Source organism: Acinetobacter sp. YH18001, from assembly GCF_013416975.1.
GTDB lineage: Bacteria > Pseudomonadota > Gammaproteobacteria > Pseudomonadales > Moraxellaceae > Acinetobacter > Acinetobacter pseudolwoffii.
The window spans coordinates 39,125-61,243 of the sequence record NZ_VPEU01000011.1 but is presented as its reverse complement, the minus strand read 5'-3'; the positions used below and the strand labels follow the sequence as shown (position 1 = coordinate 61,243).

The following is a 22,119-nucleotide window of genomic DNA, read 5'->3' as shown; positions in this document are numbered from 1 at the left end:
GAAAACATGCTGAAGCTGTTGTGAAATTTTTATAAATGATGATCACCATAAGATAACGCAATGGAGCGCGTATGCAGGCTTATACAGTTGAGCCACTGTATGTCAAAAGCGGTCAGGACGTGATTGCTGCAGATTTTTATCGGCCTAAAAATATAGAAAAACCGGCCGTGATCTTGATGGCCCATGGTCTGGCGGCCTTACGTCAATTTAAACTGGTGCACTATGCCCAGCATTTTGCCAGTGTCGGCTATGCGGTGGTGTTATTCGATTATCGCTATTGGGGCGGCAGTACCGGGCGACCGCGTGAGCTGGTATCCATTAATGCCCAGCTGGATGACTGGCGAACCATGATCAGGCATATTCAGGCACGTAAGTCGATTGACAGTCAACGGATCGTGCTCTGGGGAACTGCGCTAAGTGGAGGGCATGTACTCACCCTGGCAGCAGAACTGAAAAATATTCAGGCCGCAATGGTACAGGTGCCTTTTGTCGATGGGGCTGAAAGTGCCAGGCTTTATCCTTTGCAGCAACTCCCCAAGGCACTTAAGGTTTCTAGTCAGGACTATATGGGAAGCAAGGTCGGTATGCAGCCCAAAACCTTGCCGGTGGTCGATCCTTACGAGCTGTGTTTTATGCCGACACAGGACAGCTACGAGGGTTATCTGTCGATTGTGAATCCGGATTATTATTGGAGTGGTCAAATTCCTGCGCGGGTCTTTTTTAATTTAATGCGTTATCGCCCGATTCAGCAAGTTAGAAAAATCACCATTCCTGTGCTGTTTATTGCAGCAAAACTGGATAGTTTAATTCCGATTGAATCCAGTCGCGAAACCGTGACCAATCTTGCACCGTTTGTACAATATCAGGAGTGGAATATCCGGCATTTTGATATTTATCATGGTGAATGGTTTGAAAAAGCCGTTTCAACCCAATTAGAATTCCTACATCAACATATTGGAGTACGCTAGATGATTATTGTATGCCCAGAATGTCAGGCCAAAAATCGTGTTCCTGAAGATAAACTCACCGCCAACCCTGCCTGTGGTCAATGTCATCAGGCCCTGATTCCATTGGCGCCAATTGAATTAAATGAGCAGAATTTCAGCCAGTTTGTCACCCATAGTGATTTACCAATCCTGATTGATCTCTGGGCAGAATGGTGTGGCCCCTGTAAAATGATGGCACCGCATTTTGCGACTGTCGCGCAGCAATATCCAAACGTGGTTTTTGCAAAAATTGATACCGAAGCGAATCCGCGCTTAAGTTCAGCATTTAATGTTCGCAGTATTCCGACGCTGGTGTTGATGAATAAAAGCAACGAAATTGCTAGAATAAGCGGTGCATTACGATCAAGCGAACTACAAAAATGGCTTGATCAGCAGTTAAATACCCAACCCTAATTCAAATGCCTGGAGTGAATGTGTCAGATTCTCAAGTAAAACCAGAGGGGATTCTTTCCCTACAAACGATCGCAATGCCTGCAGATACCAACTGGAGTGGTGATGTGTTTGGTGGCTGGATCGTTTCACAAATGGACTTGGCAGGCGCGATTCACGCAGAACGATTTTCAAAGGGACGTTGTGCCACGATTTCGATTAACCAGATGACCTTTCTGGTTCCAGTGAAAGTCGGGGATGTCATTAGCTGTTATACCCAGATTTTAAAAGTTGGCAAGACCTCTATTCAGATGGAAATTGAAGTCTGGGACAGTCATGATGATTCACGTGCGCCGATTCGTGTCACAGAAGGAGTATTTACTTTTGTCGCAGTCGATGTAAAAGGCAATAAGCGTCTGATTCCAGAGGAAGCCAAACAGAAGTTTTTAGAGTCTCAAGCAGCCCAATGATTGAATGAGATATAAAAAAATCCCAGAGATGATCTCTGGGATTTTTCTTGCTTAGAAAGAATTATGATTGCTTGAGCTGATCTTTGGCAATCCAGGCCCAGAGCATTTCACATTGAATCGGCGTTTCTCCGGATTCATCCGTGACCGTGACCTGAACCAATGTTTCGCCTTTATCGGAGCTTTGCATGAGTGCTTGTTGCTCCGGCGTCAAGGTAGCGACTGCAGTCATGGCGCCTTTGGTCGGACGTTTAAAATCAATCTTCAAACTTTTGATTAATACAATCGCGGTATCCGGCACATTCATTGCTGTCACAAAGCCGGTCGCAGTTTCTGCCACTAAGGCCATGGCGCAGGCATGTACCTGACCAATATGGTTTTGCATGGCTTTATGGTTGGCGATTGTGACCACCACTTTTTCCCCACTGAGTTCTACATAGCGAATCTTGGCAGAACCTACCATGGGAATAATCCGGCCAAAGGTTTTACTCAATAAAGTACTACGAATAGCTTGAGGTAGTCTGGAAGTAGCTTTTACCAGTTTGGTCAGTCGATTGCGATGCGTCATAATTCCTTCTTTAAGACACTGTACGGTCTTAATCTTTAAAGTTATTGAACTGTAAAGGCAAACCAAATTGCTGTTCTTTTAAGAAGGTCATCACTTGTTGCAAAGTGTCGCGCTTCTTGTCCGTTACACGAATCTTGTCTCCCTGAATAGAAGATTGCGCTTTAATGCCGCTTTCTTTAATGGCTTTATTGATTTTTTTTGCGGTATCAGAGTCAAGACCGTCTTTGAGCTTGATCACCTGAATCACGTTTTTACCAGAAGCCGTCATTTTCTGTGGATCGAGTGCCTGAATATCAACTTTGCGTTTAAAGAAATGACTTTCGAGCATGCTATACACTTGTTCACACTGGAAATCACTTTCAGTCGAAATCTTGATTTCCTTGTTTTTTTCATTCAGTTCAATAGAAACGTCCTGACCGCGGAAGTCAAAGCGGGTCGCAATTTCTTTTTGGGTGTTTTGAACTGCATGATTTACTTCAAAAATTTCTAATTCAGAAACAATATCGAAAGAAGGCATGGTTTAGACCTTTACAAATGGAAAGAATATCTGAGATGCTAGGGATGTTTTCTTCATTTGCCAAGTGTTGTTTACATCAAAGGAGTGCGCAATGATCCGTAAACAAGAAATTACAACATTTGAGTTCCCAGAAAATGCAATTATCTGGGATGTACGCGATACAAGTGCTTTTGCTGAAGCACACGTGAAAGGGGCGGTGAATCAGCCCATTAACGATCTTTCAGCAGAGAGCCTAACTCAGGTGTCAGCGGATCAACCCATTTACATCTTGTGTGGTGGGGGGAGTAAAGCTCCACGTGCTGCTGAAAAACTAGAGGGTTTTGACAGTTCACGTGAATATGTCATTCTGATGGGGGGTACTCGTGCCGCCCGTGATGCAGGCTTACCGCTTGAACAGGGTGCATAAGCATTCTGTTAAAAAAAAGCGCCGCAAGGCGCTTTTTTATTGGCTGAAATTTAATCCCTCCCAACCTCCCTTTTCTAAAGGGAGGAGCTACAGGCATTCGATTTATTCATAAAAGTAGAGAAAAGTCCCCCTTTAAAAAAGGGGGACTTAGAGGGATTAATTCAAAAGGGTAATTCAATTTGTGGCTTAAAATAAGGCTTCTTGGCTTTTACTTTCTTTTGAAAGCGGCTCACGCTGAGTTTTTTAACCAGACTTGCCGGAATAGGACAGGCTTCACCCAGAATCTGGGCGGCCAGAATTTCACTACAAAGGGGTGCAAATAAAAAGCCTTTGGAGCCTAGACCGGCAAAACTATAAATTTCCTGTTCAGGCTGCATTTTACCGAGTAAAGGAAAGTAATCCTGACTTTGGGCACGTAGCGATGCACGGCCTTGCCAGGTGTCCATCGGTGCTAATGACGCGGCATAATCTGGAAAGACGCTCTGGAGCAGCTCATGATTATGTGCATGATCTTCTGGGAGCACCTCTGTATCCTCCCGGCCGGGATGGAAAGATGCACCGAGAATTAAATGTGTATCATCCAGTTGCATACAATACCCACCGTAGTTATAAGCAGTGTCTTTGCTTAAAGGCTGAGCGCTATTGTTTAGCCAGCTCACTTGTCCACGAATTGGCTTGAGTGCCGGATAATGCTCAAAGAATTGTGCTGTCTCGCGCGCGCTACAAACCAGCGCATGATCAAACTGACCCAAACAATTTTCATTTTCAAAAAGTTCGGGTTGAGATAGCTGCTTAATTTTGGTGATTTTTGCTTGGATATATTTAATATTCGGATGCTGTAAAATTTCATCACGCAATTGATGCGGAGAAATAGTTCCTGCTGCTAAAAGTTTTAAACTTGAATATTCAGTATGCAGTTTCTGCTCATCCGCCGTTTGCACTGAAAGAATATGTGCTGGATATTCATTTGCCAGACTTAAAAGAGTTTCAGGATGTTTGAGTGCCAATTGACTAACCTGAATCGGTCGAAAGGCTTTGAATTTTGCATAATGAGTCAGGGCATGTTGCCAAGCCAAGGTCATTAAATGTTCTGCACTCTGCTCAATCGGGCAGAGTTTTGGGTTCAGGAGCGCAAGCGGATTACCAGAGCCACCAGCAAGTGGCGCTGATTGATCGTAAATCGTGACTTGGTGGCCACGCTGCACAAAGGCCCAGGCAGCACTTAAACCTGCGATTCCGGCACCAATAACCGCAATCTGGCGTACGTTAAATTCAAGCTCAGGATTTAATGCTGTTTTTTTTTGAGTAATATCCTGATCTGCACCCGAATTGGCTGGTTCAGATAGCTTCCAGATGGCTTTGAGCATTTCACGTTTATGCCCAAAACCTCTTGGACGTGAAATGGAAATCCCATGATTCTTTAGGCCACGTTTCAGGACACCTGCGACACTAAAAGAAGCGAAAGTGGTGCCGATCTCGGATAAACGCACAATATTATTTAAAACATTTTCTTCCCACATGTCTGGATTACAAGACGGCGCAAAACCATCCAGAAACCATGCATTCACAGGTGCGGTTTTTTCCATGATGGGAAATACATCATGGGCATCTCCAAGCCAAAGATCCAGACTGAAACGTTGTTCAGGAAAGCTTAAACGGTGGCAGCCTGCAATTGGCATCGGATATTGGGAAATCAGTTGATCTGCTAATGGCTTGAGTTCAGGCCAGACATTTAAAGCGCGAATCAGATCGGGTTTAGAGAGCGGAAATTTCTCCACTGAAATCGCATGCAAATGACTGTGATTGTCCGGACGGGTCTGCTGCCAGAGCTGCCATAACGCCAGAATATTCAATCCTGTGCCAAAGCCGGTTTCGCCCACACAAAAATATTCAAACGGTTTTAAGTCAGTCAGGCGGGTCGGCAGTTCATTGCCATTTAAAAAAACATGGCGGGTTTCCAGCAAACCATTGTCTTTAGAAAAATAAACATCGCCAAACTGTTTAGAGACAGGCACTTCAATGCCATCCACCAAGTGCCAATCGAGATCGGCGGTTTGAATTGCATGCGACAAAACGACTACAACCTTAAATAAGTCCGAAAGGGGAATAGATTACCATTGACGGCGACGCTTGGTATAAACGTAACTGGCAATCAGAAAGCCCAGCAAAACGCCCACGGCCAATGTGGCAGCGCCATACAGGAACATCTGTGCACTGCGTTCGCTTTGTAAAACCTGTACTTGCACGCCAAGATTGTCATTTCTGAGCTGTAGTTCCTGATTTTGTGCTAACGCTTCCAGATTGGCTTTTTCCAGCTGTTGCAGACGCGTCGCCTGATCTTTCACCAAGGCTTTTACTTTGGCATCTTGCTGAGCTTTATTTCTGGCGAGTTCTTCAGCAGTCAGTGGCTTATTTCCAGTTGCCGGAAGGGCTTGAGATGCTGTTGCAGCCACAGGGATAATTGCAGGTTTTGGCGTAGCAGTGGGGGTTGCGACCGCAGCTTGTACAGCAGCAGCGGCGACACTGTTTGGTGTTGTCTGAACTGTGGCAACTTCTACTGCCCATACAGAATGAAAGGTACAACAGAGGCCAATAACACTGGCAAGAACAACACGCATAAACCTTATCCTTGAGGGAATGCTTTGTTAAACGGTTTCACATCAATCTGTGCATATACACCTTCTTTCAGGAAGGGTTCATCTTCTAGCCAGGTATCCAGGTCTTCACGGCTGTCAAAATCGACAATGATGGTACTGCCATAAAAGCCGGCTTGTGGATTACTCGGATCTTTCGGCATCGCGCCTGCAACAATCAGACGGCCTTCATCATTCAGCTTTTGCAAGCGGGCAAGATGTTGTGGACGAATGGCAAGACGTTTCTCCACTGTACCTTCCTGATCGGTACAGCTAACGACAAATAACGGCATGATGATTCTCAATCGTTTGTAGTTGGATTTATTCAGCAGTCTTAAAGTATTTACGCAATACAATAAACTGGATAATGATAAAGGAAAACATCACGATCATGTCACCGAATGCCGTAAATTCGCCCCAATATTTTCCATCCAGCCACAAGTAGGCAAAGAAGGTATGTAAAAATGACATCAGTGCAAACATGGCGACCCAGGCATAGTTCAGTTTGATCCAGCCTTTTTCACTTAAGTTGAAAACCGGGCCAAACAGACGCTGAATCAGTGGCTTTTTATCTTTACTAAACCAAGGCGACAGCAGGAATACGCCCGCAAAGACCAGATTCAGCAATACCGCCTTTAAACGGATATAGAAATCGTCGCTCAGCATCAGAGTGATCCCACCAAAAATCACGGTCATAAACAGCACAATCCATTGCTGCTTATCCAAGCGGAATTTTTGCATGACAAATAACGCACCATAGACCACCAGCATAGCAATAATCAGACCAGTGGTTGCCACAAGAATATTATTATTGTCGACACCCCCCGCAGAACCGATCAATTGCAAAAGTTGATGGTCAGTGTCTTTTGGATCTACAGTTTTATATAAATAAAAGAAAATAATGAGTGGCACAAAGTCTAAAAGTGCTTTCATGTTAGAGTATCTAAATCTGATTAAATAAATGTCATAGTATAGAGATGCACGGCGTAGATTTACATACACATAGCAATATTTCTGATGGAACTTTAACTCCACAGCAATTGGTCGAGGCTGCCGTAGAGAAATCGGTGCATACTTTGGCATTGACAGATCACGACACTATGGATGGCCTGGAACTGGCACAAGAAGCCGCTAAAAATCATGAGATTAAGATCATTTCTGGGGTGGAAATCTCCAGCCAGTGGTCACGTCCAGCCACCAAGAAAAATTATGGCGTGCATATTGTTGCACTGAATATGCAAAATCCTGAGCCTTTACAAAAAGCCCTCAATCAGCAGAAGAAAATCCGGGCGGAACGCTCGAAACAGATCTGTGACTTACTGATTCCTTTAATTGGTCAGGATATTTATGCCGATGTACTGGTCAAAGTCGATAATATCCCTGATCGGGTAACACGGACGCATATTGCCAAAACCTTAGTAGAAAAAGGTATTGTGACTCGCCCGCAACAGGCTTTTGATAAGTACATCAAGGAAGGCAAGAAAGCCTATGTCAAATTTGATGGCTTGAGTCTTGAAGACACGGTTCAGGTGATTCATGAAAGTGGCGGTTTTGCAGTGCTGGCACATCCGACCAAATATGACCTATCTGCGACCAACATTCGTTACCTGATCGAGATCTTTGCCAAGTTTGGTGGCGACGCCGTTGAACTGCCGCCAGCGGTAGATCCAAGTTCCACTCGCCAGATGGTCGATCGGATGATTGCGGAGCATCGTCTGAAAGTTTCGATTGGCAGTGACTTTCATGGCGACCATATGCCATGGATCAGACTCGGGAATGTGCCGAGCCTAAAACCGGGACAAGTCGGGATTTGGGAGAGTTTTGTTGATTGAGTGCTTTACTCGAACTTTGTTCTTGCAAAGCAGAAGTGCCTTTTGCTGATAGAAAAGGGCAAGAGAAGAATAAATTACAGTAGGTTATGATCTTTGGCCTGAATCGGTGGTGGGGTTGGTTTGCCCAGCGTGCCTAAGAGTTCAATTTCAATTGTACGCACCATTGAGTCCAGTGGCAAATCATTACTTTGCGTGCCAAAAGGTTCTTCAATTTCTGAGCTTAAGGCATCTAGTCCTAAAAAGGTATAAGCCAAAATTCCGACCAGCAAAGGCGTAAATAAACCCAATGTTGAACCCAGGCTAAAAGGCAAAATAAAACAGAAAAAATAGACGGTACGATTCAGCAAGACCGAATAGGCAAAAGGCAAAGGCGTTGTCGCAATCCGGTCACAACCAGTCTGGACAATACTTAGTTCTGCCACATGATTATTCATCTGCATATAGATGATGTCTGAGATTTCACCTTCTTTGAGTGCCTGCATTAACTCCCATTGAATCAGGCTTAAGGTATATTGCGGCGCGTTGGCCTGTTGATAGAGCTGGGTCACCGCTTGCTGGCTCATGCCGCTGGTTTCAACCAGTTCGGTCGGATTGGCTGTTTGATGGCGTAGCCGGTCACGGAGAACATTGGCAAAGACAATCACATGCTGAATCACACGCTCACGGCGACCTTGGGACAGCATCCTGCAATCCCGGTCAAAATGACGTGAATTGGCAATCAAAATACCCCAAAGTTTGCGCGCTTCCCACCAGCGGTCATAACAGGCCGAGTTCTTAAATCCGAGAAAGATCGACAGCACGACTCCAATCAGGGTAAATCCGACCAGGGGTAATTCTGGAAAATGAAAATAGCCAATATGTGATAAGCCACCAATGATAGCTGACATCAGCATCACCACGCCTAAAGGTGGTAAAACTTTAGGTAAAATCGTCCCCCGCCAGGAAAACAGCAGTTTAAAAACAGTCGGCTGGTCACGTACGATCATTTATTGGAATCATCACAATTTTTTTCATGATCTTGTGGAGTTGTGCCTGCTTTGTCAAGTGCTATTCAATACTGCATTTCCGGTTTGATGAGTTGCTGCTCAGCAAAGGAAAAACTGCCTTCCAAAGCAATGATGCAATGGTCGATTAAATGGATATCCACCAGCTGGCAAGCCTGTTGAATCTGACGGGTCAATGCCAGGTCGGCCTTGGATGGAGAGGGCCGACCCAGCGGATGATTATGCGCAATGACAATCGAGGTCGCCTGCTGGCTAATCGCATAACGTAGCAATTGATTAATAGAAATATCACATGCATTGATGGACCCATAAAACAGTTTTTTAAAGGCAATTTTTCTTAAACTGGCATCCAGACACAGCACGGCAAACACTTCTTGAGTTTCACCGAGCAGTTCAAAACGTAAATAATCTCTCAGCCGTTTGGAATTATTGAGCTCCAGTGCATCCTGTTTCAGATGTTCGGAAATATAACGCCGTCCGAGTTCCTTGACGGCCATGAGTTGGGTATATTTACTGATGCCCATGCCATGAAACTGGCTGACTTCCTGTAAAGGTGCATCCAGTAAGGCAGTGAGATGACCGAAATGCTGAATCAAGAGTCGGGCAAGTTCGACTGCGGAATGTTGCTGGGAGCCCGAACGAAGAAAGATGGCCAGTAGCTCGGCATCGGACAGACTTTCTGCGCCATATTGAATTAAGCGTTCTCGCGGCCGTTCTTGTTCCGGCCAGTTTTTAATAGAAAATTGCATAGTTATTAGACTTATTTATTATGAATTATCAGTTTTCCCGCAAGCCGATCTCTTGGGAATGCGGTTATTTAATGCTATTGTGAGCCCCACTGCAACAGAAAGGTAGCCTGTTTGTGAGCTTCGACGTAAGTGTAATTCCTCATAAAAATATCATTTTAGCTGTGACTGGCGGCATTGCTGCCTATAAAAGTGCGATTCTGGTTCGTCGTCTGAAAGATGCTGGATTTAATGTGCGGGTGGTGATGACCCAAGGGGCACAGGCTTTTATTACACCTTTAACGTTTCAAGCCTTATCAGGCAATCCGGTCCATACGGCATTACTGGATCCTGAAGCGGAAGCAGGTATGGGGCATATCGAGCTGGCACGTTGGGCGGATCTGTTACTGGTTGCACCTGCAAGTTGTGACACCTTGGCAAAGTTTGCAGCAGGTCTAGCAGATGATTTGCTCAGTACTTTATATCTGGCGACCAAGGCCCCGGTCTGGGTGGCGCCTGCCATGAACCAGCAAATGTGGGCAGCTAAGCCAACACAACGCAACTTGGCCACTTTAATTGAAGATAGTGTGCATGTGATCATGCCGGATGCCGGATCTCAAGCCTGTGGCGATGTGGGTTTAGGCCGTATGCCTGAGCCGGAAGATCTGGCACGACAAGTCACAGAATATTTCCATCAAGCACAGCGTGCGATCGCAGAAAAATTTGGTCAGCTTGCGGGTAAACGTGTCACCATCACCGCCGGTCCAACCCGTGAAGCGATTGATCCGGTACGTTATATTTCCAATCACAGTACCGGTAAAATGGGCTTTGCTCTGGCAGCTGCCTGTTATGCCGCTGGGGCAGATGTGACCCTGATTGCAGGGCCAGTGACTCTGGATACACCAAATGGTGTCAAACGCAAAAATGTCAGTTCTGCCGTAAAAATGCTCAATGAAAGCATGCAGATGCTGGAAGATGGCTGTGATATTTTTATTGCAACTGCTGCGGTGGCGGATTACCGCGTGGCGGAAGTTGCAGAACACAAAATTAAAAAATCTGGCGATGAGCTGAATGTGGCGCTTGTGAAAAATCCGGATATTGTTGCGACCATCGCCCAGCAAGAGAAACGTCCGTTTATGGTCGGTTTTGCGGCGGAAACCCGCAATATTGAAGAATATGCCGCGGGCAAACTGGTCGCGAAAAAACTGGATATGATTGCCTGCAATGATGTCTCACGTGCCGATATCGGTTTTGCGTCGGATGAAAATGCCATGACCGTATTTTTTGCCGAACAGTATCAGATGGATAAGCGTGATCTGGAAAAAGCCTCCAAGCAGGAAATTGCCCAGCAGCTGATCGAAGCGATTCATGATGCCTTGCATCGTGATCCATCCAGTGATGACGATTTTTAAAAGAATCTTCACAAAAAAAAAGCCCTGTTAGACTCAGGGCTTTTTTATGAGTAAATTTTTATCATTTATTCAAAAAGCTGTAGAAATCTTAAATAATTTAGTCATGATTCATGCACTGCTTATTTCTTGTTTTTTCAAAAAAGCATAAAATAGGTCACAGAATAAGCAAGCATAACAATACTGCATATATCAGCTATAAGCAGGAACAGGAAAGAAAAAGAAGGAGGCGCTATGAGAACAATCATTGTGTTATGGATGATCGCCTGTCTGGCTGGATGCAGTTACTTTGTCTCGATGGATGAATTGGCCAGAAATATTCAAGCGCAGATGCAACAGGAATTTAATTCCAATCAGGATTATCAGCGCTATCGTTTTACTGTGCAGAGGGTCAAAATTGTCCAGCGGCAGGGCAATCAATTTAAAGCGATTTCTCATCTGAATTATCAGGGGGAGGCATATCCGGTCAATGTCAAAATCTTTAAGGTCGATGGAGGCTATAGGTGGGCGATCGAAGAGGATGCCTTTGCTTTTATTGATGAAATTGAAATAGAGCAATACCGGCAGCAACTGGATCGGGAGTTACAGCAGCTGGCTGCAGCCTTAGATGACCCGGAACCTGTAGATGAGTCAAAAGAACATGAGCGCGGTTCTCTGGTCACACCCATTGCCGAGCCAGAATTTCAAGGTGTTTCTTATCAGGAAGAACCGGTTCCGGTCGGTAATATCACCGCATATACTCAATAACGTCTTCGCTCATCTCTATAAAAAAGCACCGATCATCGGTGCTTTTTTATATCGATTAGACTTTTAAATTCGTATTTAGGATTCAACTTGCTGATGTTCACGCACATAGTCTTCAGTACGTTGCATTGCTTCTTGAATATTAAACAGCGCAGTTTCCACATCTTTCAAGGTTTTGGCATTGCCACCGCTTAGTGCCTGACGCCATTTACGTGCACCCGGCAAGTTCTGGAACAGTCCTAAAATATGACGGCTAATAATTGACAATGGTGCACCTTCTGCCATGCGCTGGGCAATATAAGGCAGCATTTGTTGCATGATCTCGAAACGATCAGGTGCATCCAGATTCCACAATTGGCCCAGTTCAGCCAATAAGTACGGATTATGATAGGCTTCGCGACCAATCATCACGCCATCGACATGTTTGAGATGTTCCAGCGTTTCGGCATAGGTCTTGATCCCGCCATTGATTTCAATCAGCAGATCAGGACGATCCTGCTTCAGGCGATAAACATCTTCATAACGCAGGGGCGGCACATCGCGGTTTTCTTTAGGCGATAGACCTTTTAATAAGGCAATTCGCGCGTGTACGATAAAATTATTGCAGCCGGTTTTGGCCACGGTATCGACAAAATGCAGCATTTCTTCATAAGACTGCATATCATCAATCCCGATCCGGTGTTTTACAGTCACTGGAATATCCACCGCATGCTGCATTTCAGCAATACATTCTGCGACTAAATCGGGTTCAGCCATGAGGCAGGCCCCAATTTTATTATTCTGTACCCGGTCACTCGGGCAACCCACATTTAAATTGACTTCGTTATAACCCCAATCCTGTGCCATCTTGGTACAGGTCGCGAGATCTTTAGGATTCGAGCCACCAAGTTGTAGCACGATCGGCTGTTCTTCGGTGTTAAAGTCCAAATGCCGTTTGGCATCCCCATAAATGATGGCACCTGTGGTGACCATTTCAGTGTACATAATCACATTTGGGTTAAACAGACGGGCAAAGAAGCGATAGTCTTTGGTGGTCCAATCCATCATCGGGGCAACACTGATTCGTGGTTGAAGTTTATTTTCAATGGTGGTCAGATCAGTCATTCAAAATTACGCCTTAACGAAATGGAAGAAGAAGGGATGAATAAATCGCCCAAAGATTATTTTTTGCCCAAGCCCGCTAGGCCAATATTGCAAAAAAAGAGGGCGTAATACTAGCATAAAATCAGCAGAACAACCCGGCGAACTTGAGTCAAGCCAGTAAGTCCAGGACATGAAAAAAGAAATAAAATTAGAATTCCAAGTCATTCCAGAATGGTATATTTTGATAGTAGAAACACCAATATAAAAAATGATAGAAATAAGGAGAATAATTATGCTGTTATTGGAGGAGATTTATAAAAGCCATAAAGCACAAAATTCAGCACATTTTAACTTAAAAATTCATCGTGGCTTAGGCTGGTTTAAAAAAGCGCTAGACTTGGATCAAGATCTGGATTTTAAATTCATCAGTCTATGGATTGGTTTTCAGGCTATTTATGCAGAAGAGGATGATCGGGTTCAGGGAAAGGATAAGCTGCGTCAATTTCTAGAAATACTTTGCCAAAATGATCTGGACCAGAAGATTAATCATATTGTCTGGGAAAAGTACAGTCAGCCAATCCACTCACTCTTAGTGAACCCCTATATGGAACAAAGTTTTTGGGATTATCGTCACCAGAAAATTAGTCTGGAAAGCTGTAATGCTGAACTGGAAACACAGAAAAAAATCATACAGCATGCTTTAAATGAGCGAAATTCTGTCGAAATTTTAGTCGGGGTGTTTCGTCGTTTATATACATTACATCATCAGCTCATGCAGGGCGGAGTTACCTATCATAGTTCCCTGAATCACAAGTCACTCGAGGAAAGCTGCCGGATTCTGGCCGCTTTGCTGCCGGTCTTTATCTGTATTTTATTGGAAAATTCAGTTGCTCTAGATTTAAATAAACCTTTCTATCCAGCGGCTCAAGTCAGCTAAGTATAGTTAAGCATCTAGGCTGCTGTCCGGGCGTGATGCCATTGATCCAGTAAGGCGAATAGGGTAGCGCCTAGGGCCAGCCCGAGTCCTGCCATACAGGTCATGCTCCAGCCCCCATGATGCCAGGCATAAACCCCTAAGGCTGAACCACAGGCACCGCCAATAAAGTACAGGGTCATATACAGTGAATTGACCCGTGATTTGGCATCCGGGCGCAGGCGGAAAATCACATTCTGATTACAGCTATGCGTAATCGCCAACCCCAGATTAATCAGTCCATAGCCCAGAATATAGCTCAGCAGCGATACCGCACCAAAATATAGGAACAGCCAGCTCCCAATCAGGATCGAACAGCCAATCCAGCTCAAGGTTTTGATATGGCCCCGATCGGCCCATTTACCAATGAATTGAGTCGACAATGCGCCAAAGACGCCGACCAGTGTCACCAGACCGACCATGACATCAGACAGCTGGAAAGGTTCTTGGGTCAGCAGCAGGGCAATGGTCGAGAACAGCATGCTCATGGCGGCAAAAGCACAGGCACCGGTAAGAGAGCGCAAGACCAATCGTGGTTCATGTTTTAATAAGCTCGCCATAGATTTGAAAATCGCTGCATAGCTGATTCTTAGGCGTGGCAGACTCGGTAATTTTCCTCGCAGATAAAAACTTAAAGCCAGCATGCTGATGCCACTGACGATATAGATCATTTTCCAGTGAAACAGGTCGGACAATAATCCCGCAATACTGGTCGAGAGCAGAATACCGACCAGCAAGCCGCTCATCAGGAAACCCACTACTTCTCCAGTTTTTTCCGGTTTGACTGCCATGGTGGCCAAGGGAATCAGAATCTGTGCAGCCACGGAAAACAGTCCGGCAATGATGGTGCCAACCCACAGCATCGGCAGGTTTATCGCACTGGCACAAATAAATAAACCTGCAGCTGCACCCAGCATGAGAAAGGGAATCAGCTTGGTTTTATTCAGCATATCGCCCAAAGGTACAATAAACAGCAGGCCTAATGCATAAGAGATTTGAGCAAAGGTAACGGTGAGTGCCACTTGTGATTCCGGCACCTGATAATATTGCTGAATCGATGAAATCAGTGGCTGGCAATAATAGTTGGCGCCGGCACATAAACCACAGGCAATCGCCATCAGCCATAATAAGGGCTTGTTTTGACTGATATCGAGGGGCGTGTTCATAGCAGCAACCTTATCTAAGCCGAGGAGAATTTAAAACAAGCAGCGCATTGATGCAGGAATGAAAGGCACTATAAGTGAGAACTTTAGGCTTTAAAAGTAGAAAAATATTATAATGACTCAATGAAAAGATCTTAGATCGCAAGGACTACACAAGACTTGAATTAGAAAACCAGTCAGGAATGATCAGGTTGCCAGATTTTTGATCAATAGCTGGCTTTATTACAACGCATAGGACAAAGAAAGAACGGAAAATCCCCTGAAAATGAAAAAAATTAAATAATGGCTCTCATTTTATGCGCAGATATGGTGCATAAACTTTATTTTAGTCACTTATTCGGTTTATGACATTAATATAATAAATGGTCAGCAAGATTTTTGTTCCTCTTGGTCTGATCATTTTAGAGATAATTGATCCTTAGACCCACAGATCTCGTTGTGTCACATCCATCAATTCAACCCTAGCTCGATGGGTGTTAAATCATAACTAAATTGAATAAAAGGTATTACTTTACAGATCAGATAGCTTATCGGGAATAAGTTCTTTATTTGTCAATAAAGTCAAATTTAGAAAACTTGGAAAGCTAAAGTGCCGCTGTCCTTAGCAGAGAGACCTATTCAGAAACGGGTAGCCTAAAGAACCAAAACAGGAATTTTGGTCAGAAAGATCAATGTAACAAAAGAAATCTCAAGTAGGCGGCTTATCAGCCGAGCGCATTTTCAGGTTTTCATTCAGGTAAATGAATATCGTTTATAAAATAATCAAATATAAATATTTGGCGTATGTAAGCCACGCACCAGTACAGCAACATTTTTATGAATCATCAGTTCAATATATAGGCATTTATTAAATAAATAGTAGGTAGTAATTTCAAACAGTTTGATTAGAATCCAAAAATTCAACAAGAACACATCCTGAGGGGAAGCATCGTTTAAGCGATGTTTACTTAAGAAAAATTAGCTTGAGGAACGCTCATGCAGATCGGAATTCCAGCCGAAACTGTTGTCGGTGAAAATCGCGTCGCTGCGACGCCAGAGACAGTAAAGAAATTGATCAGCGCAGGACATAGCGTGATTATCGAACGTAGTGCAGGGCTTAAAGCTGCCTATATCGATAGTGCCTATGAACAAGTTGGTGCCAAAATTACGGATGATGCCTACATCGGCAGTCAATTGATTTTAAAAGTTCGTGCACCGAAAGGTGAGGAAATTCAAAAACTCAATCCGAACACCGCCATCGTAGCGATGTTTGATCCTTACCGTAATACTGAGCTTGACCAATTTGCGGCACAGAACGTGTCTGCATTTGCATTGGAACTTTTGCCACGGACCTTGTCTCGTGCGCAGAATATGGATGTCTTGTCTTCTCAAGCCAACCTTGCAGGATACAAGTCAGTCCTTCTGGCTGCGGCTGAATACCAGCGCATGTTCCCGATGCTAATGACGGCTGCGGGGACGGTCAAACCGGCCCGTGTGGTGATCATGGGCGTCGGGGTCGCGGGTCTGCAAGCCATTGCCACTGCAAAACGCTTAGGCGCTATTGTGGAAGCCACAGACTTGCGTCCAACAGCAAAAGACCAAGTGGAATCATTGGGCGGTAAATGGCTGGACGTGCCGATGTCTGCCGAAGAGCAGCAAAAAGCGGCGGATGCGGCCAAGAATGGTTATGGCTGGATGCCGGGTGAGGAATACATCCGCGATCAGGCTGCCATTGTGGATAAAGCCGTATCAAATGCTGACATTGTGATTACCACAGCGCTTTTACCCGGCCGTGATGCACCGCGTTTAATCCGTGCTGAAACAGTTGCGAAAATGAAACCGGGTTCAGTCATTTTAGATATGGCAGTGGAATCTGGCGGTAACGTTGAAGGTTCGAAATGCGGTGAAACCGTGCATACCGGCAATGGTGTCAAAATTCTCGGTATTCCCAATATTCCTTCGACAGTCTCGACTGAAGCATCGGCTTTATATGCACGTAACGTGTTTAATTTTGTCGAAACGCTGTTTGATGCCGACAAGAATTTTGTCCTGAATCCAGAAGAAGAAATTCAAAAAGCCCTACTTGTCACTCATGCCGGCCAAGTGCTGCTAAAACGTGGTTAAGGAGAAGACTCATGGTTGAAACAATTACGATTTTTGTCCTTGCCATTTTCGTAGGTTACTACGTGGTGTGGGGTGTAACACCAGCATTGCATACGCCGTTGATGGCGGTCACCAATGCCTTGTCATCGATCATTATTGTCGGTGCAATGATCCAGACTGTTGGTCTGCCGGTGATCGGTGTTGAAGGCAGCGTGGATTTCCAGACCATTAACGTGGTGAGCGTACTTGGCGCGATTGCGGTGTTCCTGGCGAGCATTAACATTTTCGGTGGCTTTGCCGTGACTGCACGTATGCTGGAAATGTTTAAACCTAAGCAAAAGAAAAAAGAGGGTTAATCCATGGAAATGATTCGAGAATATGCGGATTGGTTCTACCTGATTGGTGCCGTTCTTTTTATCCTGACGCTACGTGGTTTATCAGGTCCTAAAACTGCAATTCAAGGTAACCGTTACGGTATGATCGCCATGGCGATTGCAGTATTGACCACCTTCTTTGTTGCAGATAATCCTGTGGTGTGGATGATTGTGGGCGCAATGGTAGCAGGTGCGGTGGTGGGTATTGCCCGTGCGCGTACTGTCCCTATGACCCAAATGCCAGAAACTGTGGCGCTGATGCACTCATTGGTGGGTCTGGCTGCGGTCTTGATTGCGATTGCTGCAATTATTCATAACAACAAACTGATTGAACTCGGTCCAGACCTTTTGGCGGCCAATGGTGTCAATTTCCATGAAATGAGCCGTGTTCATTTATTTGAACTGTTCGTGGGTTGTTTTGTCGGTGCAATTACCTTTACAGCATCAGTCTTTGCTTATGGAAAACTGGCTGCGAAGAAATGGGCAAAAACCATTTCTGGCGCATGGGTAAAACCTGTTCAGGCCATCATCTTTATTGCCATGTTGGTGTTTGGTTTCATGTTCTTCTCAACAGGGAATATGACCGCATTCTGGGCAATGACAGCACTTGCACTGGTCTTTGGCTGGGTATGGATTGCACCTGTCGGCGGTGGTGATATGCCGGTGGTGGTCTCGCTACTCAACTCATTCTCTGGTTGGGCTGCAGCCGGGATTGGTTTCACGCTTGAAAACAACATGCTGATTGTGGCAGGTTCACTGGTCGGTTCTTCAGGTGCGATTCTGTCTTATATCATGTGTAAAGCCATGAACCGTTCAATCATCAACGTTCTGTTTGGTGGCGCAATGGGCGGTACAGCTGCGCCGACAGCAGGTGCGGGTGAGCAGGTACAACGTAACCACCGTTCTGGTTCAGCAGATGATGCGGGCTTCCTCATGTCAAATGCGGACAGCGTGGTGATTGTACCGGGTTATGGAATGGCGCAAGGTCGTGCACAGAATGCGGTCAAAGAACTTGCGAACATCTTAAAAGAGCAGGGCGTAACCGTACGTTTTGCAATTCATCCGGTGGCAGGTCGTATGCCAGGTCATATGAACGTATTGCTGGCTGAAGCTGATGTGCCGTATGAAGATATTTTAGAGATGGATGAGATCAACTCTGACTTCCCGGCAACGGATGTGGTGCTGGTGATTGGTGCAAACGACGTTGTCAACCCAGCAGCCAAAGATGATCCAACATCGCCGATTTATGGCATGCCGATTCTGGAAGCGCATAAAGCACGTACTATTATGGTAATCAAACGTTCAATGGCGACCGGTTATGCAGGTCTGGACAATGACTTGTTCTATAACGACAAGACCATGATGATCTTCGGTGATGCCAAGAAAGTGGTGGAAGATATGACCAAAGCGATTAATGGTACGGGTCACTAATCATTTAAATCCCCCTAAGTCCCCCTTTAATAAAGGGGGATTTTTTATTTTATATTTTATATTTTATATTTTGGAAAAAAGATGATTGAGCGGTCATCGAACGTCTATGTTTATGATGAATTTATCCTAAAATACCCATCAAATCGGTGCATAAGACAAGATGAAAATTAAAAAAAATAGCTGTAGCTTGAGTTGTATTAACGCTTATAAAGTCCGATGAACAGGCAATAAAAAAGCGACCTATACAGGTCGCTTTTTTGAATATTCGGTTTTTACGCTACAGAGTCAGTATCTGCAGGATTGCGCCATAAGCTTTCTAGGTCATAGAATTTACGCGCTGTTGGAAGCATACAATGAACCACTACATAACCGAGGTCGATGAGGATCCATTCAGCATCACGTTCGCCTTCAATACCAAGCGGACGGAAGCCAGCTTTACGTGCTTCTTCAGCAACGTTATTGGCCAGTGATTTGATATGACGTGTCGATGTGCCGCTTGCAATGACCATAGCATCAGCCACATTACTGATACCGCTGACATCAAGCTCAACAATTTCTTTTGCTTTTACATCTTCAAGTGCAGCATGTACGACTTTTAAGCAGTCCTGTACAGCTTGAGAATTTGAATTCATAGTAAGATCGTGAGAATTAGAAGCGCTGGGCGATGGTTCTAAATTCATGGGGTGTGTAATTTCCTAACAATTATGCATGGTCTAATATAGCGGTTTTAGTGCTGAATTTCAAATGAAGCCGCAGTCCACTCAGTCATGCTCCGGAAAGAACTCAGCTTTCCAGACAAAGGAGTCATTGGAATGCTGCATCGGCTTATATTCGGCAGCGACATAAGCTTGATATTGACTATGTTTTAACCACTGAAATATATCATGATATTGAATAGACGCCGTATTGGGTTGATGTCGTCCCGGACAATCCGCAAACTGGATATGACCAATCAGGTGAATATTTTCTTTTAAATTTTCCAGTACATCTTCGCCCATCATCGCCATGTGATAGCAGTCATACTGCATTTTTAAGGCCGGATGATTGACCGCTTCCAGCATTTCCTGAGCTTGTGCAACATTTTGAATCAAAAAACGTGGCATATCGGTGCCATTGACCATTTCAAAGACCGGTTCAATTTGATGCTCGAGCAGCATTGAACAGGCTATTTTCAGATTACTTGCCAGCGTATTCAGGCAGGGCAACAGGTCACAATCCAGAGGCTGTTTGCCTGCCAGAATATTGACCCGAGGTACATTTAAGGCCGTAGCATACTGGATAGCTTGTTCAACAGCATGACGGAACTCGATTTCCCGCCCCGGGATACCGGCCAGGCCATGGCCGCCCTGCATTAAATCACCGGCAGGCACATTAATCAGGCATAAGTTCAGTTGATGGATGCTGAGCTGATTTTGAATCTGGCCAATCGTCAATTCATAAGGAAACTGGATTTCGACATGATTAAAGCCCTGTGCTCGAGCCAGTGCGAAGCGTTCGATGAGTGGCACTTCGGTAAAAATCATCGACAGGTTAACGGCGAGTTTAATCATGTATTTTCCTTATACATTCAGGGTATTACAAAAGTAAAAATTATGCGTGCTTGAGCTGTTGAATCACAGTGGCCAGATCGGCCTCGGCAAAGCCCTGGGCCTGATGGATTTGCAGCTGTGATAAGGCCTGAGTCGCGACCGGAACATTCAGGTCAAAGCTTTGGGCCAGTTGCACGGCATTGTTCAGATCTTTAGATAAGGTCTGCACTTTCCATTGCACCGGTTCGAAAGTTTGTGTGGCCATACGTGGCGCCAGAATCTGGAAAGGTTTGGAATCGGCAAAACCACCCGCCAAGGCAGGTGCCAGTAGGCGTGTATCTACACCTGCAAGGCCCGCCAATGCCACTGCTTCCGCGATCAGGGTACTATTGGCTGCGACAATGAGCTGATTACAAATTTTGGTCGCCTGACCAGTACCGGTGTCGCCCATACGGGTAACGCGCTGTGAAAGTGCTGCATAAATTGGGTCAAGATGTTCAATCATTGTGGCATCACCACCGGCAAAAATCACCAGACTGCCTTGTTCAGCACCTGCGGTACCGCCTGAAACTGGGGAGTCAATCCAGTTCACCTGTCTGGTCTGTGCTTGTGCTGCAAGCGCGTGGGTTTGCTGCACCGAAAGGCTGGAAAAATCCACAATGATTTGATCGGCAACCAAATACGGCACGATCTGCTCAAAGACCGATTGCACCGCCTGATCATCTGCCAAGCAAGTCAAAATCACTGGATAATCCGCAATCTGATTCAAAGACAGCGCAGTTGCACCCAAGTCGATTAAGGGATGGCAAGCCGCCGAGGTACGGTTCCATACCGCGACCTGAAAACCTGCCTGTAGTAGACGGGTCGCCATCCGGCGTCCCATCAGGCCCATACCCAAAAAGGCAATCTTAGTATCACGATTTAACTGCATGCTTTTTCTTATTCCTTGCTTGGACTCTAACTCGATTTAGTTATATTGGCGTGGCACGAACTGGACTTCCGGATTCTTGTCCTTTTTGCGAGCCAGCTGACTGTTTTTACCTAGCAATAATTTGAGCTGCCAGATTTTTTCCATACGTAAAGATTTATTTGGGCGATGCTGCATGGCATCCAGTACAAACTTAGAGGCCATCAGGGCATCCGGAGAGCGTTGCAGCATTTCCTCAGCCAATGCTTGTGCGCGTGCCAGTGGTTCTTGATCCACATGGGTAACCAGACCAATCTCTTTGGCATAGGCACCGTCAAAAATCCGGGCAGTCAAGGTCAGCTCTTTGGCCAGATCAATCCCAATCAGGCCTTTCAGCGAACGGCTGAGTCCCATATCTGGTACCAGTCCCCAACGGGTTTCCATAATCGACATTTTGGTATCAGGATGTGCAATACGGATATCTGCGGCCAGAGCAAGCTGCATACCAGCGCCAAAACAGAAGCCCTGCATCGCAGCGATCACCGGCACCGGTAATTCCTGCCAGACCAGAAAGGCTTTCTGGAACAGGCTCTGACCCGGACGGATTAACTCCCAGGCCGCATAGGCACGATTTTTAGGATTATTTAAATCGGCCAGATCAATGCCGGCACTAAACACCTGCGCTTCACCGGTTAAAATGACGCAACGGATACTTTTATCTTTTTCGATTTTCTGCGCAGTCGCAACCAGTTCACGCAGCAGGGCAAAGCTCATGGCATTGCGTTTATCCGGGCGATTCAGTGTAACTGTGGCAATGCCGTTATTTTTTTCCAAGCGCACGAGTGACATGGCATTCTTCCTTATTTTTCCTGAGCCGAGCATAGCATGCGGCCTAT

At 45.3% G+C, this 22,119-nt stretch carries 26 protein-coding genes; 11 read left to right on the top strand and 15 right to left on the bottom strand.

Features of this window, described 5'->3' with window-relative positions:
• The first annotated feature begins 71 nt into the window (after positions 1-71).
• The 3 genes from FTV48_RS05830 to FTV48_RS05820 are packed head-to-tail and all read left to right on the top strand — an operon-like array spanning position 72 to position 1,846.
• The gene (locus FTV48_RS05830; protein WP_179999662.1) at positions 72-968 is read left to right on the top strand and encodes an alpha/beta hydrolase; all 897 of its coding nucleotides are present in this window, start codon (positions 72-74) and stop codon (positions 966-968) included.
• Positions 969-1,400, top strand: a complete 432-nt coding sequence (trxC, locus tag FTV48_RS05825) for a thioredoxin TrxC (RefSeq protein ID WP_005098120.1) — start codon at positions 969-971, stop codon at positions 1,398-1,400. It begins immediately after the preceding gene.
• 5 nt (positions 1,401-1,405) lie between these two features.
• On the top strand, positions 1,406-1,846 hold the full coding sequence (locus tag FTV48_RS05820) for an acyl-CoA thioesterase (RefSeq protein ID WP_218944670.1): 441 nt from the start codon (positions 1,406-1,408) through the stop codon (positions 1,844-1,846).
• Positions 1,847-1,907: 61 nt separating this feature from the next.
• Here the strand turns inward: FTV48_RS05820 and FTV48_RS05815 are convergent, their stop codons facing one another.
• Positions 1,908-2,411 (bottom strand): DUF4442 domain-containing protein, encoded by a 504-nt coding sequence (locus FTV48_RS05815; protein WP_005098116.1) that lies wholly within the window; start codon positions 2,409-2,411, stop codon positions 1,908-1,910.
• A 28-nt stretch (positions 2,412-2,439) separates the two neighbouring features.
• Positions 2,440-2,928, bottom strand: a complete 489-nt coding sequence (locus FTV48_RS05810; RefSeq protein WP_005098115.1) for a YajQ family cyclic di-GMP-binding protein — start codon at positions 2,926-2,928, stop codon at positions 2,440-2,442.
• Between the two features lie 91 nt (positions 2,929-3,019).
• On the opposite strand from FTV48_RS05810, the gene FTV48_RS05805 reads away from it, so the two are divergent.
• Positions 3,020-3,334 carry a rhodanese-like domain-containing protein gene (locus FTV48_RS05805; protein ID WP_005098114.1) on the top strand — a complete coding sequence of 105 codons (315 nt, stop codon included), beginning with the start codon at positions 3,020-3,022 and terminating at the stop codon, positions 3,332-3,334.
• Between the two features lie 161 nt (positions 3,335-3,495).
• Here the strand turns inward: FTV48_RS05805 and mnmC are convergent, their stop codons facing one another.
• From mnmC to FTV48_RS05785, 4 genes are read right to left on the bottom strand one after another with little or no spacing between them, the layout of a single operon-like run.
• Complete coding sequence (mnmC, locus tag FTV48_RS05800) at positions 3,496-5,406, bottom strand: FAD-dependent 5-carboxymethylaminomethyl-2-thiouridine(34) oxidoreductase MnmC (RefSeq protein WP_179999661.1); 1,911 nt, start codon at positions 5,404-5,406, stop codon at positions 3,496-3,498.
• Between the two features lie 39 nt (positions 5,407-5,445).
• Complete coding sequence (locus tag FTV48_RS05795; RefSeq protein ID WP_074383532.1) at positions 5,446-5,952, bottom strand: hypothetical protein; 507 nt, start codon at positions 5,950-5,952, stop codon at positions 5,446-5,448.
• A 5-nt stretch (positions 5,953-5,957) separates the two neighbouring features.
• Positions 5,958-6,260, bottom strand: a complete 303-nt coding sequence (locus FTV48_RS05790) for a YciI family protein (RefSeq protein ID WP_005098111.1) — start codon at positions 6,258-6,260, stop codon at positions 5,958-5,960.
• A gap of 28 nt (positions 6,261-6,288) precedes the next feature.
• Positions 6,289-6,900 carry a septation protein IspZ gene (locus tag FTV48_RS05785; RefSeq protein WP_005168649.1) on the bottom strand — a complete coding sequence of 204 codons (612 nt, stop codon included), beginning with the start codon at positions 6,898-6,900 and terminating at the stop codon, positions 6,289-6,291.
• Positions 6,901-6,944: 44 nt separating this feature from the next.
• On the opposite strand from FTV48_RS05785, the gene FTV48_RS05780 reads away from it, so the two are divergent.
• Positions 6,945-7,799 carry a PHP domain-containing protein gene (locus FTV48_RS05780; protein ID WP_005098107.1) on the top strand — a complete coding sequence of 285 codons (855 nt, stop codon included), beginning with the start codon at positions 6,945-6,947 and terminating at the stop codon, positions 7,797-7,799.
• 74 nt (positions 7,800-7,873) lie between these two features.
• Here FTV48_RS05780 and FTV48_RS05775 read toward each other — a convergent pair whose 3' ends face one another.
• Positions 7,874-8,785: a bestrophin family protein gene (locus FTV48_RS05775; RefSeq protein ID WP_004281608.1), complete on the bottom strand. Its 912-nt coding sequence runs from the start codon at positions 8,783-8,785 to the stop codon at positions 7,874-7,876.
• Between the two features lie 65 nt (positions 8,786-8,850).
• Entirely contained in the window at positions 8,851-9,552 is a 702-nt protein-coding gene (gene radC / locus FTV48_RS05770; protein ID WP_159516650.1) for a DNA repair protein RadC, read from the bottom strand.
• Positions 9,553-9,665: 113 nt separating this feature from the next.
• Between radC and coaBC the strand changes: the two genes are divergently transcribed.
• The gene (coaBC, locus tag FTV48_RS05765; protein WP_179999659.1) at positions 9,666-10,940 is read left to right on the top strand and encodes a bifunctional phosphopantothenoylcysteine decarboxylase/phosphopantothenate--cysteine ligase CoaBC; all 1,275 of its coding nucleotides are present in this window, start codon (positions 9,666-9,668) and stop codon (positions 10,938-10,940) included.
• A 231-nt stretch (positions 10,941-11,171) separates the two neighbouring features.
• Positions 11,172-11,684: a hypothetical protein gene (locus FTV48_RS05760; RefSeq protein WP_179999658.1), complete on the top strand. Its 513-nt coding sequence runs from the start codon at positions 11,172-11,174 to the stop codon at positions 11,682-11,684.
• Between the two features lie 75 nt (positions 11,685-11,759).
• Here the strand turns inward: FTV48_RS05760 and dusA are convergent, their stop codons facing one another.
• Positions 11,760-12,785, bottom strand: a complete 1,026-nt coding sequence (gene dusA, locus FTV48_RS05755; RefSeq protein WP_100535415.1) for a tRNA dihydrouridine(20/20a) synthase DusA — start codon at positions 12,783-12,785, stop codon at positions 11,760-11,762.
• Between the two features lie 271 nt (positions 12,786-13,056).
• On the opposite strand from dusA, the gene FTV48_RS05750 reads away from it, so the two are divergent.
• Positions 13,057-13,701, top strand: a complete 645-nt coding sequence (locus tag FTV48_RS05750; RefSeq protein WP_179999656.1) for a hypothetical protein — start codon at positions 13,057-13,059, stop codon at positions 13,699-13,701.
• 14 nt (positions 13,702-13,715) lie between these two features.
• Here the strand turns inward: FTV48_RS05750 and FTV48_RS05745 are convergent, their stop codons facing one another.
• Both FTV48_RS05745 and FTV48_RS05740 read right to left on the bottom strand, forming a co-directional pair.
• Positions 13,716-14,903 (bottom strand): MFS transporter, encoded by a 1,188-nt coding sequence (locus tag FTV48_RS05745; protein ID WP_005098097.1) that lies wholly within the window; start codon positions 14,901-14,903, stop codon positions 13,716-13,718.
• 759 nt (positions 14,904-15,662) lie between these two features.
• On the bottom strand, positions 15,663-15,806 hold the full coding sequence (locus FTV48_RS05740) for a hypothetical protein (protein WP_228127723.1): 144 nt from the start codon (positions 15,804-15,806) through the stop codon (positions 15,663-15,665).
• Between the two features lie 69 nt (positions 15,807-15,875).
• Between FTV48_RS05740 and FTV48_RS05735 the strand changes: the two genes are divergently transcribed.
• From FTV48_RS05735 to FTV48_RS05725, 3 genes are read left to right on the top strand one after another with little or no spacing between them, the layout of a single operon-like run.
• Positions 15,876-17,003, top strand: coding sequence for a Re/Si-specific NAD(P)(+) transhydrogenase subunit alpha (locus FTV48_RS05735; RefSeq protein WP_179999655.1), 1,128 nt, complete (start codon positions 15,876-15,878; stop codon positions 17,001-17,003).
• Positions 17,004-17,014: 11 nt separating this feature from the next.
• Positions 17,015-17,338, top strand: coding sequence for a proton-translocating transhydrogenase family protein (locus FTV48_RS05730; RefSeq protein WP_004281642.1), 324 nt, complete (start codon positions 17,015-17,017; stop codon positions 17,336-17,338).
• 3 nt (positions 17,339-17,341) lie between these two features.
• A complete protein-coding gene (locus tag FTV48_RS05725; protein ID WP_005098093.1) occupies positions 17,342-18,787 on the top strand; it encodes an NAD(P)(+) transhydrogenase (Re/Si-specific) subunit beta in 1,446 nt (481 codons plus the stop codon).
• 272 nt (positions 18,788-19,059) lie between these two features.
• On the opposite strand, the gene rsfS is transcribed toward FTV48_RS05725, so the two are convergent.
• The 4 genes from rsfS to FTV48_RS05705 all read right to left on the bottom strand — a co-directional run bounded on the left by rsfS (position 19,060) and on the right by FTV48_RS05705 (position 22,072).
• On the bottom strand, positions 19,060-19,467 hold the full coding sequence (gene rsfS, locus FTV48_RS05720) for a ribosome silencing factor (RefSeq protein WP_071851619.1): 408 nt from the start codon (positions 19,465-19,467) through the stop codon (positions 19,060-19,062).
• 81 nt (positions 19,468-19,548) lie between these two features.
• A complete protein-coding gene (locus FTV48_RS05715; RefSeq protein WP_159138804.1) occupies positions 19,549-20,337 on the bottom strand; it encodes a hydroxypyruvate isomerase family protein in 789 nt (262 codons plus the stop codon).
• 40 nt (positions 20,338-20,377) lie between these two features.
• Positions 20,378-21,247: an NAD(P)-dependent oxidoreductase gene (locus FTV48_RS05710; RefSeq protein WP_179999653.1), complete on the bottom strand. Its 870-nt coding sequence runs from the start codon at positions 21,245-21,247 to the stop codon at positions 20,378-20,380.
• A 36-nt stretch (positions 21,248-21,283) separates the two neighbouring features.
• Positions 21,284-22,072, bottom strand: coding sequence for a crotonase/enoyl-CoA hydratase family protein (locus tag FTV48_RS05705; RefSeq protein WP_179999651.1), 789 nt, complete (start codon positions 22,070-22,072; stop codon positions 21,284-21,286).
• Positions 22,073-22,119 lie beyond the last annotated feature (47 nt).